General features: G+C 32.9%; 13 protein-coding genes. 6 read left to right on the forward strand and 7 right to left on the reverse strand.

Annotated features, from left to right (window positions below; genetic code table 11):
* The first annotated feature begins 52 nt into the window (after positions 1-52).
* On the forward strand, positions 53-382 hold the full coding sequence (locus HPY79_02080; GenBank protein NSW44603.1) for a PUR family DNA/RNA-binding protein: 330 nt from the start codon (positions 53-55) through the stop codon (positions 380-382).
* A 1-nt stretch (position 383) separates the two neighbouring features.
* Here HPY79_02080 and HPY79_02085 read toward each other — a convergent pair whose 3' ends face one another.
* Positions 384-968 carry a nicotinate-nucleotide adenylyltransferase gene (locus HPY79_02085; GenBank protein NSW44604.1) on the reverse strand — a complete coding sequence of 195 codons (585 nt, stop codon included), beginning with the start codon at positions 966-968 and terminating at the stop codon, positions 384-386.
* A 578-nt stretch (positions 969-1,546) separates the two neighbouring features.
* Here HPY79_02085 and HPY79_02090 point away from each other — a divergent pair.
* Positions 1,547-3,475: a TonB-dependent receptor gene (locus tag HPY79_02090; protein NSW44605.1), complete on the forward strand. Its 1,929-nt coding sequence runs from the start codon at positions 1,547-1,549 to the stop codon at positions 3,473-3,475.
* A gap of 14 nt (positions 3,476-3,489) precedes the next feature.
* Here HPY79_02090 and HPY79_02095 read toward each other — a convergent pair whose 3' ends face one another.
* The 6 genes from HPY79_02095 to HPY79_02120 all read right to left on the reverse strand — a co-directional run bounded on the left by HPY79_02095 (position 3,490) and on the right by HPY79_02120 (position 8,467).
* Entirely contained in the window at positions 3,490-4,440 is a 951-nt protein-coding gene (locus tag HPY79_02095) for a transketolase family protein (protein NSW44606.1), read from the reverse strand.
* Positions 4,424-5,275, reverse strand: a complete 852-nt coding sequence (locus HPY79_02100; GenBank protein NSW44607.1) for a transketolase — start codon at positions 5,273-5,275, stop codon at positions 4,424-4,426. The genes HPY79_02095 and HPY79_02100 overlap by 17 nt, the downstream gene beginning before the upstream one ends.
* Before the next feature lie 2 nt (positions 5,276-5,277).
* Complete coding sequence (locus HPY79_02105) at positions 5,278-5,721, reverse strand: SPOR domain-containing protein (protein ID NSW44608.1); 444 nt, start codon at positions 5,719-5,721, stop codon at positions 5,278-5,280.
* A 4-nt stretch (positions 5,722-5,725) separates the two neighbouring features.
* Positions 5,726-6,553, reverse strand: coding sequence for a universal stress protein (locus tag HPY79_02110; protein NSW44609.1), 828 nt, complete (start codon positions 6,551-6,553; stop codon positions 5,726-5,728).
* 96 nt (positions 6,554-6,649) lie between these two features.
* Positions 6,650-7,738 carry a hypothetical protein gene (locus HPY79_02115; GenBank protein ID NSW44610.1) on the reverse strand — a complete coding sequence of 363 codons (1,089 nt, stop codon included), beginning with the start codon at positions 7,736-7,738 and terminating at the stop codon, positions 6,650-6,652.
* 36 nt (positions 7,739-7,774) lie between these two features.
* Positions 7,775-8,467 carry a hypothetical protein gene (locus HPY79_02120; GenBank protein NSW44611.1) on the reverse strand — a complete coding sequence of 231 codons (693 nt, stop codon included), beginning with the start codon at positions 8,465-8,467 and terminating at the stop codon, positions 7,775-7,777.
* A 120-nt stretch (positions 8,468-8,587) separates the two neighbouring features.
* On the opposite strand from HPY79_02120, the gene HPY79_02125 reads away from it, so the two are divergent.
* The 4 genes from HPY79_02125 (at position 8,588) to HPY79_02140 (ending at position 14,707) form a co-directional block, all read left to right on the forward strand.
* The gene (locus tag HPY79_02125; protein ID NSW44612.1) at positions 8,588-11,899 is read left to right on the forward strand and encodes a PKD domain-containing protein; all 3,312 of its coding nucleotides are present in this window, start codon (positions 8,588-8,590) and stop codon (positions 11,897-11,899) included.
* Positions 11,900-12,035: 136 nt separating this feature from the next.
* The gene (locus HPY79_02130) at positions 12,036-13,628 is read left to right on the forward strand and encodes a S41 family peptidase (GenBank protein ID NSW44613.1); all 1,593 of its coding nucleotides are present in this window, start codon (positions 12,036-12,038) and stop codon (positions 13,626-13,628) included.
* Between the two features lies 1 nt (position 13,629).
* Entirely contained in the window at positions 13,630-14,208 is a 579-nt protein-coding gene (locus HPY79_02135) for a nicotinamide mononucleotide transporter (protein ID NSW44614.1), read from the forward strand.
* A complete protein-coding gene (locus tag HPY79_02140; protein NSW44615.1) occupies positions 14,195-14,707 on the forward strand; it encodes an ATP-binding protein in 513 nt (170 codons plus the stop codon). The genes HPY79_02135 and HPY79_02140 overlap by 14 nt, the downstream gene beginning before the upstream one ends.
* The last annotated feature ends 113 nt before the right edge of the window (positions 14,708-14,820 follow it).

Below are 14,820 nucleotides of genomic sequence, written 5' to 3' on the forward strand. Positions count from 1 at the left end.
GTTCAAAAAATGTTTATACATTTGCTTATATTTTTAATACTTTGGGAAAATGATGGAAGATAACGAAAACTATCAGGAAAACAATCAGAGGAGTAGAGACGAAGTCTATTCTAAATCTGTAAGAGCTGGCAAGAGGACGTATTTCTTCGATGTTAAGTCTACAAAAAGTGAAGATTATTATTTAACTATTACCGAAAGCAAAAAAAGATATAGACCCGATGGCTCTATTTACTATGAAAAACACAAATTGTTTCTCTACAAAGAAGATTTTGAAAAATTTGCTGAAGGTTTAAATGATGTGGTTCAGTTTATCCGTAACAACAACATAAAGTTATCGAGCGGTTCTGAAACACACCAAGACGAAAATCAGCAAGAAATTTAGATTATTGATAAATATTACAATCGAGAATATACTGAAAAACTTTTTCCGGTAGGAAAAAAGGTATATTTTTTTTATCTTTTATTGCATTACGAATAAATGTTGAAGAAATCTCTATAAGAGGAGCATCTATGAATTTAATGTGAGCATGTTGAATCATATTTTGTTCAATAAAATCTTTTCGAGGATATACATATATATTATAGTCTCGCAAAATGATTTCATAGTTTTTCCATTTATGGAACGTAAGCAAGTTATCACTACCCATAATGAGCGAAAACTGATAATGGGGATATTTATCGCATAAGTGTATAAGTGTATCGATGGTGTACGACGGTTTGGGCATATTAAATTCTATATTACTTGCTTTAAATTTATCAAAATCGCCAATAGCAAGATTTACCATTTCGAGGCGATGGTATTCGTCGGCTAAAATCTTTTTATTTTTAAGTGGATTTTGTGGCGAAACTACAAACCATACTTCATCAAATGGAGCAAAACATAAAAAGTAATTGGCAATCATTAAATGACCATGATGAATAGGATTGAATGAACCAAAAAATAAACCGATTTCTTTTTTAGAGGGCATAGTATGTTTTTATTGCGGTTCAAATTTAATGAAAATAATCTAGCTAATAATTTTTACGAATAAATATATAAGTTAGGCCTTTGCAAAACTCTTTTTTGTAATGGCGATTATTCTCATGTAATTGAGAAGAAAACATAAATAAGATTGATTTTTTAATTGCAATAACGAATAATGTAGTTTTATCTTAGTTTTGCAAAGGTTTTAATTCTTTTAATTTATCCAAATTTTAATGAATAAAAGATTTTTTTTATCGAGTTCAATCTTTTGTTCTCATTCTAAGCTTATCGAATTCCTCGTCATTCTGAGCTTGTCGAAGAAGGACCCCAATGCTCATTTCAATTTGTGATTAGTTATACCTCGACAGGCTCGGTATGACGGTGGGTGTAGGGTTGACTCCTTTAAAATTTTAATTAGCCTGGTTGTATTTCTTTATTCATGTTACTAGGTTTGAAATAAGATTGAAATTTTTATCGCAATAAACGAGTAAGTTTTTAAACGGTCTTAAAAAATGATAGATTTAAGTAAAAATGTATTTTTAATTTTCTACTTTTGTGGCAAAATTTTTAAAAAACGTGTTTATGAAGATTAACATTTTTGTAGCTTGTTTGTTTATCGTTTTACAAGTTTATTCTCAAAACGATACCATTAAACTTAAAGAAATTGAAGTCAATGCCAATAGAGTTAGTACAACTTATAAAAATAACTTACGTTTAATTCAAATTATTTCTAAACAAGAATTGCAACAAATGCCTATTCAATCGCTTACGGATGTACTCGATTATGTTGGGGCTGTTGATGTTCGTCAGCGTGGGGTACATAGTGTACAAGCCGATGTTAGCATTCGTGGCGGCAATTATGAGCAAACATTGGTAATGATTAACAGCGTTCCGGTTAACGATCCGCAAACAGGACATCATAGTATGAACATACCTATCGATATGACTATGATAGAGCGTATAGAGGTTTTGTCGGGTGGCGATGCGCGTCGCTATGGTGCCAATGCTTTTTCGGGAGTGATAAATATTGTAACCAAAGAAGTTACCAAAAATAACTTAACGGTTGCTTTGGCTGGTGGCGATTTTAAATATTTTGAAGGACAAGTAAACGGTATGTTCAAATTAGGTAATACGGAGCATATTGTTGCTTTAAGTCGTTATCAAAGCGAGGGCTATCGAAATAATACCGATTTTAATCATAGTCAGTTTAGCTGGCAAGGTTCGCAACATCGCAATCAACATCATTTGCAAGCATTATTTTCTATTGAAGATAAGGCTTTTGGGGCCAATAGCTTTTATACCCCCAAATATCCTCATCAATATGAGCAAACACACACTCTTTTTTCGTCTTTAACACATCGCTATTCATGGGATAAGGCTTTTTTAACGACACAAGTTTACTATCGTCAGCATCACGATCGGTTTGAATTGTTCCGCCACGATTTGCCTACATTGCAAGTTCCAACATGGTATAAGAATCACAATTATCACTTAACACAAGTATTAGGAGGTCAATCGAATGTTGCTATTCATTCTTCGCTTGGCAAAACCACATTGGGTGTCGATTATCGTTACGAACACATATATAGTAATGTTTTAGGCGAACCTATGAACGATACCATAGATGCTCCTTTCGAAACCAATGGCTTTTTTACTCGAAAAGCTCAAAAAAGTTATACCTCTGTATTTGTAGATCATTCCATTGAATGGCATCGCTTCCATTTTTCAGCCGGTTTAATGGCTACTTATTTGTCCACAGAACATTTTTATTTTTATCCCGGTGCTGATTTGGGTTATAAGTTAGATTCGTTGTGGACCATTGTTGGTTCGGTTAGTCGTTCGCTCCGCTTGCCAACTTATACTGAGCTTTACTACAAAGACGCAGCCAATGAAGGCAATATCAACTTAAAGCCCGAGCAAGCAACTAATTACGAGATTGGATTGAAATTTAATCAAGATGCCTTACAAGTTCAGCTTTCTGGCTTTTATCGTCAGGGCGAAAATATTATTGACTGGGTACGTTTAAATGTTACAGATAAATGGCATACCGAAAATATAAGTACAGTGAATACGATGGGTGTAGAATTTACTTCTTGTTATAATTTTACTTACCGCTTTCCGAATTTCTTGATAAAAAATATTCGTTTTAATTACGCTTACATTGATATCACTAAACAAAGTGGCGACTATTACTCAAAATATGCATTAGATGTATTAAGGCATAAAGTAAGTTTATTGCTCGAACATAAAATAACAAAACAATGGAGTGCTTCATGGTCGGTACTATATCATGAGCGTATGGGAACGTATTCGGAGTATCCAAGTGGACTTGAAAAAAGTTACACTCCCTATTTGACTGTTGACGGTAGGATAAGTTACCAATTCAGGCAATTTACTTTTTACATGAGTGGCAGCAATTTGTTCGATACTTATTATTATGACATTGCTAATATACCGATGCCGGGTCGTTGGGTTAAAGGTGGTTTTATTTGGTCGTTAAGGTCGAACTAAAACTTCAATGAGGGCTATTTTTTCTTTAATACTTTAATCACAGCTTCTACAATGGCTTCGGCATTCATTTTATATTTCGACATTAATTCTTGTGGTTTACCCGATTCACCAAAGCTATTGTTCATACCAACGGGCTCAATAGGTATTGGGTAATGAGTAGCAAGTGTTTCGCTTATAGCACTAAAGAGTCCTCCAGTGATTTGATGCTCTTCTGCAGTAACAGCACATTTACATAAGCGGGCTGTAGATTCGATTGTTTCTATATCTATAGGTTTTAATGAATAAACATTTACAACCGTACAATGAATGCCGTTATTTTTTAAGTGTTCGTTTGCTAATAATGCTTCCCAAACCAGATGACCGGTAGCAAATATGACACAATCTTTTCCTTCTGAATAAATATGCGATTTACCAATGTTGAAATTTTCGTCGGAATAAGTAAAATCGGGCATAGGTTCACGACCATATCTTATATAAACGGGTCCGTTATGTTCGACAGCAGCTTTTACAGCTTTTTCTGTTTGAGTGGCATCAGCAGGCGATAAAATGGTCATATTGGGTAAAGCTCTAAGTGCCGCAATGTCTTCTAATGCTTGATGTGTAGCACCATCGGGTCCTACCGAAATACCAGCGTGAGCACCGCCAATCTTTACATTTAAGTTGTTATAACAAACAGATACTCTTATTTGATCTAAGGTACGCATAGCAATGAAAGTAGCATACGATGCTACAAAAGGAATTTTATTGCAAAGAGCCATACCTGCTGCTACTGTAATGGCATTTTGTTCGGCAATGCCTAAACTATAAAAACGTTCAGGAAAGGCTTTGGCAAATTTATCCATACCCACAGAAGTAGTAATATCGCTTCCGATACCAATGAGATTGGGGTGATTGTGAGCCATTTGTAAAATGCCCTTGCTAAAACCTTCGCGAGTAGAAATAAAACCTCTATGTTTGAGTTTCATAGTTTATTTTTTGCTCAAGTTCGTTTAGAAATTGTATTGCTTCTTCTTTATTGGGAGCTTTGCCATGCCAATGGTAGTCGCCTTCTATAGAAGCGATACCTTTACCCATGATGGTTTGTGCTAGTATTACTTTAGGTGTTTCTAAAATTTGTTTGGTTTCGTTAAATGCTTTTAATATATCGGGGATATAGTTACCGTTGCAAGTAATGGTATGCCAACCAAAAGCTGCCCATTTAAGCGCTAGTGGTTCTAGAGCCATAACCTGATGAGTAGGACCATCAATTTGAACTCCGTTACGGTCAACTATACATATTAAATTATCGAGCTTATAATGTGAGGCGGCCATTGCAGCTTCCCAGATAGAACCTTCTTGCAACTCACCGTCGCCGCAAATGCAAAAAACACGGGCTTTGTTTTGGTCGTTTTTTAATGCTAAGGCTATTCCTACTGCTACTGATAAACCTTGTCCTAAACTACCTGAAGATATTTCTATCCCTGGCAATCCTTTATCTTTTCCAGGATGTCCTTGTAAACGAGAGCCTAATTTGCGTAAAGTATATAATTCTTCGATAGGGAAATAACCAGCATGAGCAAGAGTTGCATATAAGACCGGTGCTACGTGTCCTATTGACAGAATTAATCGATCGCGTTCTTTCCATTGAGGATTTTGCGGTTGATGCTTGAGTTCATGAAAATATAACGTTGCAAAAATATCGGCAAGCCCCATTGACCCACCTAAATGACCCGAGCCCGCCTCTGCTAACATTTTTATTATATCTTTTCGAATAGCTAGGCTCTTGAGTTTTAATTTATTTATTTGCTCGAAATCAAACATTTTTATAAACTTGGAAATGCAATTAAGTCTTCAACAATAAAAGCAGATGGATAAACATCTTTAATTTTACAAAATAATTTATAAGCTTCAATTTTTGTTCTAAAATCGCCCATTCGTAATTTAAAAAAAGGTTCTTCGTAAATGATATAGCAATCGTATTCTGGAAAAGAGTTGCGCAATTCGGTTTTCATTTTGTTTATTTGATTTTTGGCATCGGTTCCAGAAGTAAAATATACCTGAACACGATACCCTGGAATGCCTTTAGCTTTTTGGTTAATGCTTATATGCTTTGAAATAATATTTTCAGCATTTACTGAAGAAATGAAAGTGAATTTACCCCAACCTAATTGGTTTGTTTTTAATGAAACAAATATAGGAGCTTGTGAATATCCACTGTTTAATAAGAATAGAATTATACTTGATAATATTAAAAAGTGTCTTAACATAAAATTAAAAAATTAACGACGAAAAACTCATAACGGGGATAGGTGAATTATTTACAATTTCTTGAGCAGTAGGTCCTAGCCAAAATGCTAATCGATTAAGCTGTTCGGTCATTATTGTTATTAATTGTGCATCGTTTTTAAGAGCATATTGAATGATGGAATTAGTAATATCGTTGTTCATAATAATTTCTTTATGAACATTTAATTTTTTTTCGGAAAGGTAATCTTCAACCTGATTGCAATAAAGTGTAAGTTTTTTCTTTATGTCAACAGAATTGGTATCTGAAACTCCAAGTACATGAATTTCCGAATTAAAGTTAAGGGCATATTCAGTTACAAAAGGAATTTTTTTGCGGGTTTCTTTCGACATATCGATAGGTAGTATTATTTTTTTAGGTTCTACAGGATTGAATTTTTGACGTATAGTAATAATGGGACAAGGTGAGTTAACCACAACCCTATAAGCATTAGAACCAATGACTTTTTCTTCAAATCCACTTACACCATGAGTTCCCATAATAATTAAATATGCATCGTCGTATTTAGCTTGGTTGCATATTTCACGGTAAATTTTTCCTTCTCTAATTTTAAAATCCATGCCCGCTTTCACTTTATTTGCATATTTATCAATAATTCGCTTCATAAAATCGTCGATACTGTTACTCATTGTAGAAGTGAATTCATTGATTACAAATGGAGGTTCAAAATTTTTTGATTTTACTACATGAATAAGACGAACTGATGCATCTATTTTGTTGGCTATTAAAATGGCATGTTCTAGTGCATTGATAGAATCTGCCGAGAAATCGATAGGCACAAGTATTGTTTTCATAAAATACAACCGTTTTTAATTTTCAAAATTAATATTTTTTTACTTAAAATAAAAGTGTTATTTGTAAGGTTTTCTATTAATAGAACTTAATAATGTTTAGTATTTCCAATAAAAAGTTATTCTAGGGGTAATACTGGGCTTAATTTTTGTTCCATTTGACTGTTTTTCGTAGAATTCAGCTATAATATTGGGCGAAATAATAATGGATTTATATACTTGCACATTCGTAGCTAGTAATGAAAATATTCGATAGTCGTGAGTAGCTAAAATATGATGATTGGGCTCATAGTAATCTATACGACCAGTAAATGAAAAAGTATTATTAAGTTTGTAATTAACAAAAAAACATGTTCCATAACTATCATAGTTGTCTAAAGAACTTCCTGAATTAAAAGCATGATTAAATCTTTCATAAAAAGCTTCTAAACCAAAATATAATTTATCTTTTATTTGATAACCAACAAAAAAATTCAACAACGAAATATCCTTATTTAATAGTTGTATAGTTGAGCTAGTATCGTAAAAATCTAAAGTTCGAATTTGAAAATGATGCGAATAGCTTAAAGTAAATAAAAAGTGATTATTGGGTTTATATCCAATTAACGAATAAATCGATTTAAAGCGATCTATTTCGGTTTTATTTCCGCTATTGTTGCCTACCATAACATGATAAAACCATCGGTTAGTGAAAATATTACCATTTAATGATAATCCAAAATCCTTGCTCTCTTCAGTTTTTCGTAAATTATTAATAGTTTTTTCTAAAAAACGATGTGCCCACCATTTTTCAGAATATAAATAAGTCGGAGGCGATTGGATTCCGACAATAAGCGAGGATTTAAAAAATGAACTATCCCATTTTATATAAGCATCTTTTACAAAAAATCCAAACTTGCCATTTGATGTATTGGCTTCTTGATCCGACTCTAAAGTAATTTTAGTAGATATTCGTTGATCGAATGGGTAATCGTAAGTTAAATATATTCGTCGATATCTAAAGCCATTAATATTCTTAGCATCATTAAGGGATGCAAAATTTAATGATGTGGCTAATGAGTCTCTTTGAACATTGTAAAAATAATCTCCAAACATTAAAGCTGAGAATGAAGTTTTTTGATTTGCTTGTTGAGAATAACTGAAATAAAAAACTAAGCAAAAAACAAAAATTAAAGATATACTTTTCATAAAAAGAGCTCAAATTTGTTGAGCAAAAATAGTTATTTAAATGGAGATACTAAATCCATAAGAAAAGGTTATTAAATTTGGACCTTTATTTTCTTTAAATAAGGAAGATAAGCAATAGTTACCAATAATTCCAAATCGTCCATAGTTTAAACGAAAATAAATACCGTAATGATAAGGGTTGATATTATTTATTCTGTATTCTTTAAATTTAACTATTTGATTAGAATGATTTCTGAAGTCTTCGCCTACATATTTGATATAATTAGTTAGCATAATACCTACAAGTCCACCGACTGCTATTTTTAAATTTCTATTACGCTTATCTGAATTAGTTACGAAATCTATTTCTAATGGTGCATCTAGGTAGGTTACGTTTAGTTTGTTTTTGGTGTATTCGTATCCACCAGGAATGAGTTTAAAGTATGTAATATCGAGGCTATCATAAGGTAATGAATTATTATGAAAGTTTTTACTACTTATACCAAGACCAAGTGAAATGTTGAATGTTCTATTTTTTTTTAATAATTGTTCAAAGGTATAGATATCAATGCCAAGCGAAACTGGCATTTGTTGCATTGGGTTGCTAATGTTTTGCCATTGGTTGTTTAACAAATTAATAGTAATTCGATCGTTTTTTTTGTTAAGTGAACGAACATCGGTGGTATCATCTTGTGCAAATACTTGTGCCATTAATGATACTAAAAATAAATAAGAAACAATAGTTTTCATAGTTAATTTTTTGTCGCTAAAAATAAGCTATTTATATATTTAATGCAACTTTTTATCAAAAAAAATGGTCTAATGTAGTACATTAAATCGTTTTAGTTGTTAATTTTGAAAAAAAATAACATGAAAAGTTTTATCATTGGTTTATTTTTAGTTGCCTCATTTAGTTTTATTTATGGGCAAAAAAACAACATCGAGAAGCAAAAAGCTTATGAGCAAATAAACACTTATAATGATGTTTATTTTAAGTTTAAAGTTTCGTCAAGGGAAGAATTAAATGTACTGCCACTTTTTATCTCAGTGGATAATGTAATAGGAAATACGGTTTATGCTTATGTGCACAAAAAACATTTTGATAAGCTTTTAGCCTTGAACCTTCCTTTCGAAGTAGTATCGAAAACTTCTGAAAGCAAGGCACTTACTATGGCTACTACCGTTGCTCAAATGGCAAATTGGGATAGATATCCTACTTATTCGGTATATGTTCAAATGATGCAGAATTATGCAGCAAATTATTCTAATTTATGCAAGCTCGATACGATTGGAACGAGTCAAAATGGTCGTTTACTTTTAGTTTTAAAAATTACAGATAACCCTAGTTTGGCCGAAGGTGAGCCTCGCGTGTTTTTTAGTGGTACTATGCATGGCGATGAAATAACTGGAGGAGTGCTTTTGTTAAGACTAGCCGATTATTTATTAACAAACTATAATACGAGTCCTCGAGTAAGAGAAATCGTTGACAACGAAGAGATATGGATAAATCCTTTTGCCAATCCTGATGGAACTTATGCTGGAGGTGATAATACAGTCGCTAATGCAACACGTGAATTAGCTAATGGTGTTGATCCTAATAGAAATTTCCCTAATCCTGTTCAAGGACAGCATCCCGATGGAGAATCTTGGGCACCCGAAACTGTTGCTATGATGAATTTTGGAGCTGCTCATAATTTTACTATGTCGATGAATACGCACGGAGGTGCCGAAGTTTTTAATTACCCATGGGATTCGTGGACCTCGGCCGAAAAAACACATGCAGACGATAATTGGTGGCAATATATTGGACATGAATATGCGGATACAGTTTTTGTTTATAGTCCGAGCTCATATATGAGGGGAGTGTCAAGTAATGGTATAACCGAAGGTGCCGACTGGTATTATGCATTTGGTAGTCGTCAGGATTATTTTACTTATTATTTGTTAGGAAGAGAAGTAACTTTAGAAATTTCTAATACAAAATTGCTTGATGCAGCTCAGCTTCCAAATCATTGGAATTATAATTATCGTTCATTTTTGAATTATGCTCGTCAGGCTAAATACGGTATTCATGGTGTAGTTACCGATGCATGTTCAGGACAACCAGTAAAAGCCAAAATTTTTATTGTATCGCACGATCGTGATAGTTCGCATGTTTATAGTTCATTACCTGTTGGTGATTACCATCGCCCCATCTATGCCGGAACTTATTCTATGACGGTCTCGGCACCTGGATATCAATCGCAAACTATTAATAACATTTCAGTTACCAATAAAACCACTGTGGTTCGCGATATTCTTTTAACTCCGTTGCCACCGGTAGCTGATTTTGTCGCCGATGTTACTAGTGGTTGTAATGCAACTATTCATTTTACAAATCAATCACAAGCACCCGTTGGGTCATCTTTTTTATGGGATTTTGGCGACGGGCAAACCTCAACAGATGAAAATCCAGTACACACCTATACCAATAGTGGTACTTATACTGTAACCTTAACCGTGCAAAATTCTTGTACCGGTAATGCAACTAAAACACGAACCAATTATATTACTATTACTTTGCCATCGAGCCCAGTTGTAAATAATATAAACTTATGTGGTTCTGGAATAGCCAACTATTCTGCAACAGCAAGTGGAACTGTTTATTGGTATGACGCACCTCAAGGAGGAAATCAATTAGCTACGGGTAATACTTACTCTACAAATATTAGTCAAACTACAACGGTTTATGCCGAGAATCATACACCTGCACCAAGTGTTTATGGAGGAGATAATCGATATAACTCTTCGGGTGGTTTTTTAAGTTCATCAACGGCACATTACTTAATATTTGATTGTTATGAACCAGCTACTTTAGTTTCTGTTCAGGTAAATGCTCAGTCGCAAGGAAGTAGAACCATACAATTGCAAAATGCAAGTGGAAGTGTTTTACAATCGGTTACTGTTTCATTGCCTGCTGGTTTAAGTACCGTTACATTAAATTTTAATTTACCAGTTGCCAATGGATTACGTTTAGTCGGACCTACTAATGCCGCTTTATACCGGAATAATTCTGGTTCCTCATATCCGTATCATATTGGTAACATAATTTCTATAACAGGCAATTCTGCAAACGACTTAGGTTATTACTATTATTTCTATAATTGGGAAGTTAAAGGTTCCGATTGCATAAGTCCACGAGTACCGGTTACAGCTAATGTATTTAATCTACCTATAGCTAATGCAGGACAAGATATTCAAATAGCTTCGGGCACTTCGGCTCAATTAAATGCTACCGCTACAAATGGTTCGGGTAATTATTCTTACCATTGGGAACCTGCCAATTTAGTTAATAATGCTAATATCGCCAATCCTACTACTGTTAATCTAACTCAAAATCAAACTTTTGTTTTAACAGTTACCGACTTGGTTTCAGGGTGTGTAAGCCACGATACTATTTTAATTACTGTGAGCAGCAATATTTTAACAGTTAATATTATTCCTTCGTCTACTTCTGTTTGTCAAGGAGAGAATGTAATTTTAAATACACAAGTAACAGGAGGAAATGGAAACTATACTTATACATGGGAGTCTAATCCTACCGGTTTTAGTAGTTCTTTATCCAATCCTGTTGTAAGCCCTTTGACTTCTACTACTTATGTGGTAACGGTAAGCGATGGTTTTATTCAAGGAACTGCTTCGGTCAATATTAACGTATTACCCTTGCCTCAAGCATCATTTAGTTATGCTGTTAATCAACTAGATGTAAATTTTACCAATAGCTCACTAAATGCAAATTCATATAATTGGGCGTATGGCGACGGAATGTTTTCTAATGCCGTTAATCCTATTCATACTTATGCTTCCAATGGTGATTATATAGTAACGCTTATCGCAACCAATGACTGTGGCAGCGATACTATATCGCAAACCATACACGTTGAGGCATCCGGAATTGAAAATAATGATTTTGCAAGGACAAACATATACCCAAATCCTGTTCACAATATTCTTACAATTGACTTAGTACACCCTATGCAGACTAAAATGACTATTTATACAATAGATGGACGTTTTGTAATGCAAGATACTTTTAATAGCGAAAAGTGTTATATGAATGTTGAAAAACTTGAACAAGGTGCTTATATAATCGAAATACAAACGCTTAACGGTACTTATAAAAAGATTTTTGTAAAAGAATAATGAAATTATTAAAAAAAATAGCTCGCTAAATTTGTGGGTTATTTTTTTTCTTTATCAAAAATTAGCATATTTTTAGAAAAACAACATCTTATTGTTCTGATGTTTTTAATACCTTTGCGGAAATAAATAAATTGAGATGAAAATAAAACAAGTATTTATTGCATTAAGTATTTTCTTTTGTTTTACTACTTATGCACAAGTTGGAGCTCAACAAGCAGCATTAAAAATTCAGCGAACTTTCGATATTATTAATTTGTTTTATGTGGATACCGTAAATAATGACAAATTAGCTGAAGCTGCTATTATAGAAATGTTAAAAACTTTAGACCCACATTCAACTTACATTAGTAAAGATGAAGTTCGCGAAATGAACGAACCACTCGAAGGTAATTTCGAAGGCGTGGGAATTCAATTTAATATTTTTGAAGACACCATATTAGTAGTGAATCCCATACCTGGTGGACCAAGCGAGAAACTTGGAATACGCGCAGGCGATAGAATTATTAAAATTGATGGAGTAAATGTAGCCGGTGTAAAAATTAAAAATAATGAAGTATTTAAAAAACTGAGAGGTAAAAAAGGTACTCAAGTAACCGTATCTATTTTGCGAAGAGGAGAAAAAGAATTATTAGATTTTACCATAACTCGAGATAAAATTCCAATTTATAGCCTCGATGCTGCTTATATGATTGACAAAGAAATTGGTTACATAAAACTTAATCGCTTTGCTGCTACAACCATAGAAGAATTTCAAAAGGCTATTAAAGATTTAAAAGCAAAAGGAATGAAAGATTTGATACTCGATTTGGCTGGTAATGGCGGTGGTTATTTAAATGCAGCAGTTGATTTAGCAGATGAGTTTCTCGATGACAAAAAAATGATTGTTTATACACAAGGTTTAACAAGTCCACGAACCGATTATAAAGCAACCGAAAAGGGTGAATGGCAAACTGGACGTTTAGTAGTGATTGTAGACGAAGGTTCTGCATCGGCTAGCGAGATTGTATCAGGTGCTATTCAAGATTGGGATAGAGGATTGATAGTGGGAAGACGTACATTTGGAAAAGGTCTGGTTCAACGCCCATTTAATCTTAATGATGGTTCTATGATTCGGCTTACAGTAGCTCGATATTATACTCCTTCGGGTAGATTAATTCAAAAACCATACGAAAAAGGATTCGACGACTATTCTAAGGAAATTATTAAACGCTATAACAATGGCGAACTTACCAATGCCGATAGTATTCATTTTCCCGATAGTCTAAAATATCAAACCATTCTTTCTAAACGTACAGTTTATGGAGGTGGTGGTATTATGCCCGATTTATTTGTACCTCTCGATACCAATGCTTATACAAAATATTATAAACAATTAATGCAGAAAGGAGTTATATATCGTTTTAATTTGCAATATCTTGATAAAGAACGTGAAAAATTAAAAGAAAAATATAAAACTTTTGAAGACTTTAAAAATAATTTTCAAGTTGATGCTGCGATGATTGATAGTTTAGCTTCGTTAGCCAAAAAAGAAAAAATTGATTTTACAGACGATGAAAAAATTAAAAGCGAAAAAGATATCAAAAATATGATAAAGGCGCTTTTAGCTCGCGACTTATGGGACAACTCTCAATATTTTGAAATTATTAACCCAACACGCGATGAATATATTAAAGCTATTGAGGCTATACGTGATAAAAAATTATATAATAAAAAATTAGGCAAATTATAATATGCTTCAATGGTTTGCCGAAAATTATATTGAGGCAATTGCAGCTATTACAGGCATTATTGCAATTTTTTTCCAAATTAGGGTTAAACCCATATATTGGCCCATTAGTATAATCAATGTGATGCTTTATATTTTTGTTTTTTATCAAGCTCGTTTATATGCCGAAATTTCATTACAATTGTATTATTTAGTTATGAGTGCATATGGGTGGATATTTTGGTCTAAAAAAGCTAATAATCTTACTATTCCAATAACAAAAACAACTACAAAAACTTGGCTAGTAATAATATCCATATTTCCTTTTATATGGCTGGGTATGGCTTTTTTGTTAAAAAAATATTCCAACACCGATGTCCCTTTCGTCGATTCATTTTTAACTACTCTCAGCTTTGTTGCTACATATTTGCTTGCTCGAAAAAAAATTGAGAATTGGATATTATGGATTTTTATAGATTTTATGTCTATTGGCTTGTATTTTTATAAGCATTTATATGCAACTATTATTTTATTTGTTATATTAACAATGTTAGCTTTTTGGGGCTATTTTGAATGGAGAAAACAATTGAATGCTTCCACATAATACATATGTTATTATAGGTCCAGAATCGACAGGGAAAACGATGCTTTGTCAGCAATTGGCAGACTATTTTAATGGAGCATGGATTCCTGAATATGCTCGAACTTATATAGAGCAATTAAACCGACCTTATACATACGATGATGTCATTCATATAGCTAAAAAACAAATAGAGATTGAACAACAATTTGTAACAGATAAAAAATATGTTTTTATTGATACTGATGTCATAATTACTAAGGTCTGGCTACAACATGTTTTCAAAAATAGTCCCGTTTGGATAGATGAATACCTAAAACATGCTTATCGCAAAGCTTATCTTTTAACCTATCCCGATTTGCCATGGGAGTTCGATCCTGTTAGAGAAAACCCTCATTTAAGAGAATATTTATTTAATTGGTACGAAAAAGAAATAAAAGCGATTCATGCTAAATATGTTATCATAAAAGATAAAGAAAAACAACGTATAATGAATGCAATTAAATATATTAAAAATAATTAGTATAATAATATAAAATAAAATTTGTTTAAAAATAATTTATAAAATTTATTCCTCAATTGTTATTCGATTAAAAAACATTTTCCCGAAAAATATAAAATGTAAGTAATAAAAAA

This window comes from Bacteroidales bacterium (assembly GCA_013314715.1).
In the GTDB taxonomy this organism is placed as follows: Bacteria; Bacteroidota; Bacteroidia; order Bacteroidales; family GWA2-32-17; genus Ch61.

Bases quoted from the DNA above. Each gene is read 5' to 3' on its own strand.
- HPY79_02080 (NSW44603.1), top strand. From the start codon at position 53: ATGGAAGATAACGAAAACTATCAGGAAAACAATCAGAGGAGTAGAGAC.
- HPY79_02085 (NSW44604.1), bottom strand. From the start codon at position 968: ATGCCCTCTAAAAAAGAAATCGGTTTATTTTTTGGTTCATTCAATCCT.
- HPY79_02090 (NSW44605.1), top strand. From the start codon at position 1,547: ATGAAGATTAACATTTTTGTAGCTTGTTTGTTTATCGTTTTACAAGTT.
- HPY79_02095 (NSW44606.1), bottom strand. From the start codon at position 4,440: ATGAAACTCAAACATAGAGGTTTTATTTCTACTCGCGAAGGTTTTAGC.
- HPY79_02100 (NSW44607.1), bottom strand. From the start codon at position 5,275: ATGTTTGATTTCGAGCAAATAAATAAATTAAAACTCAAGAGCCTAGCT.
- HPY79_02105 (NSW44608.1), bottom strand. From the start codon at position 5,721: ATGTTAAGACACTTTTTAATATTATCAAGTATAATTCTATTCTTATTA.
- HPY79_02110 (NSW44609.1), bottom strand. From the start codon at position 6,553: ATGAAAACAATACTTGTGCCTATCGATTTCTCGGCAGATTCTATCAAT.
- HPY79_02115 (NSW44610.1), bottom strand. From the start codon at position 7,738: ATGAAAAGTATATCTTTAATTTTTGTTTTTTGCTTAGTTTTTTATTTC.
- HPY79_02120 (NSW44611.1), bottom strand. From the start codon at position 8,467: ATGAAAACTATTGTTTCTTATTTATTTTTAGTATCATTAATGGCACAA.
- HPY79_02125 (NSW44612.1), top strand. From the start codon at position 8,588: ATGAAAAGTTTTATCATTGGTTTATTTTTAGTTGCCTCATTTAGTTTT.
- HPY79_02130 (NSW44613.1), top strand. From the start codon at position 12,036: ATGAAAATAAAACAAGTATTTATTGCATTAAGTATTTTCTTTTGTTTT.
- HPY79_02135 (NSW44614.1), top strand. From the start codon at position 13,630: ATGCTTCAATGGTTTGCCGAAAATTATATTGAGGCAATTGCAGCTATT.
- HPY79_02140 (NSW44615.1), top strand. From the start codon at position 14,195: ATGCTTCCACATAATACATATGTTATTATAGGTCCAGAATCGACAGGG.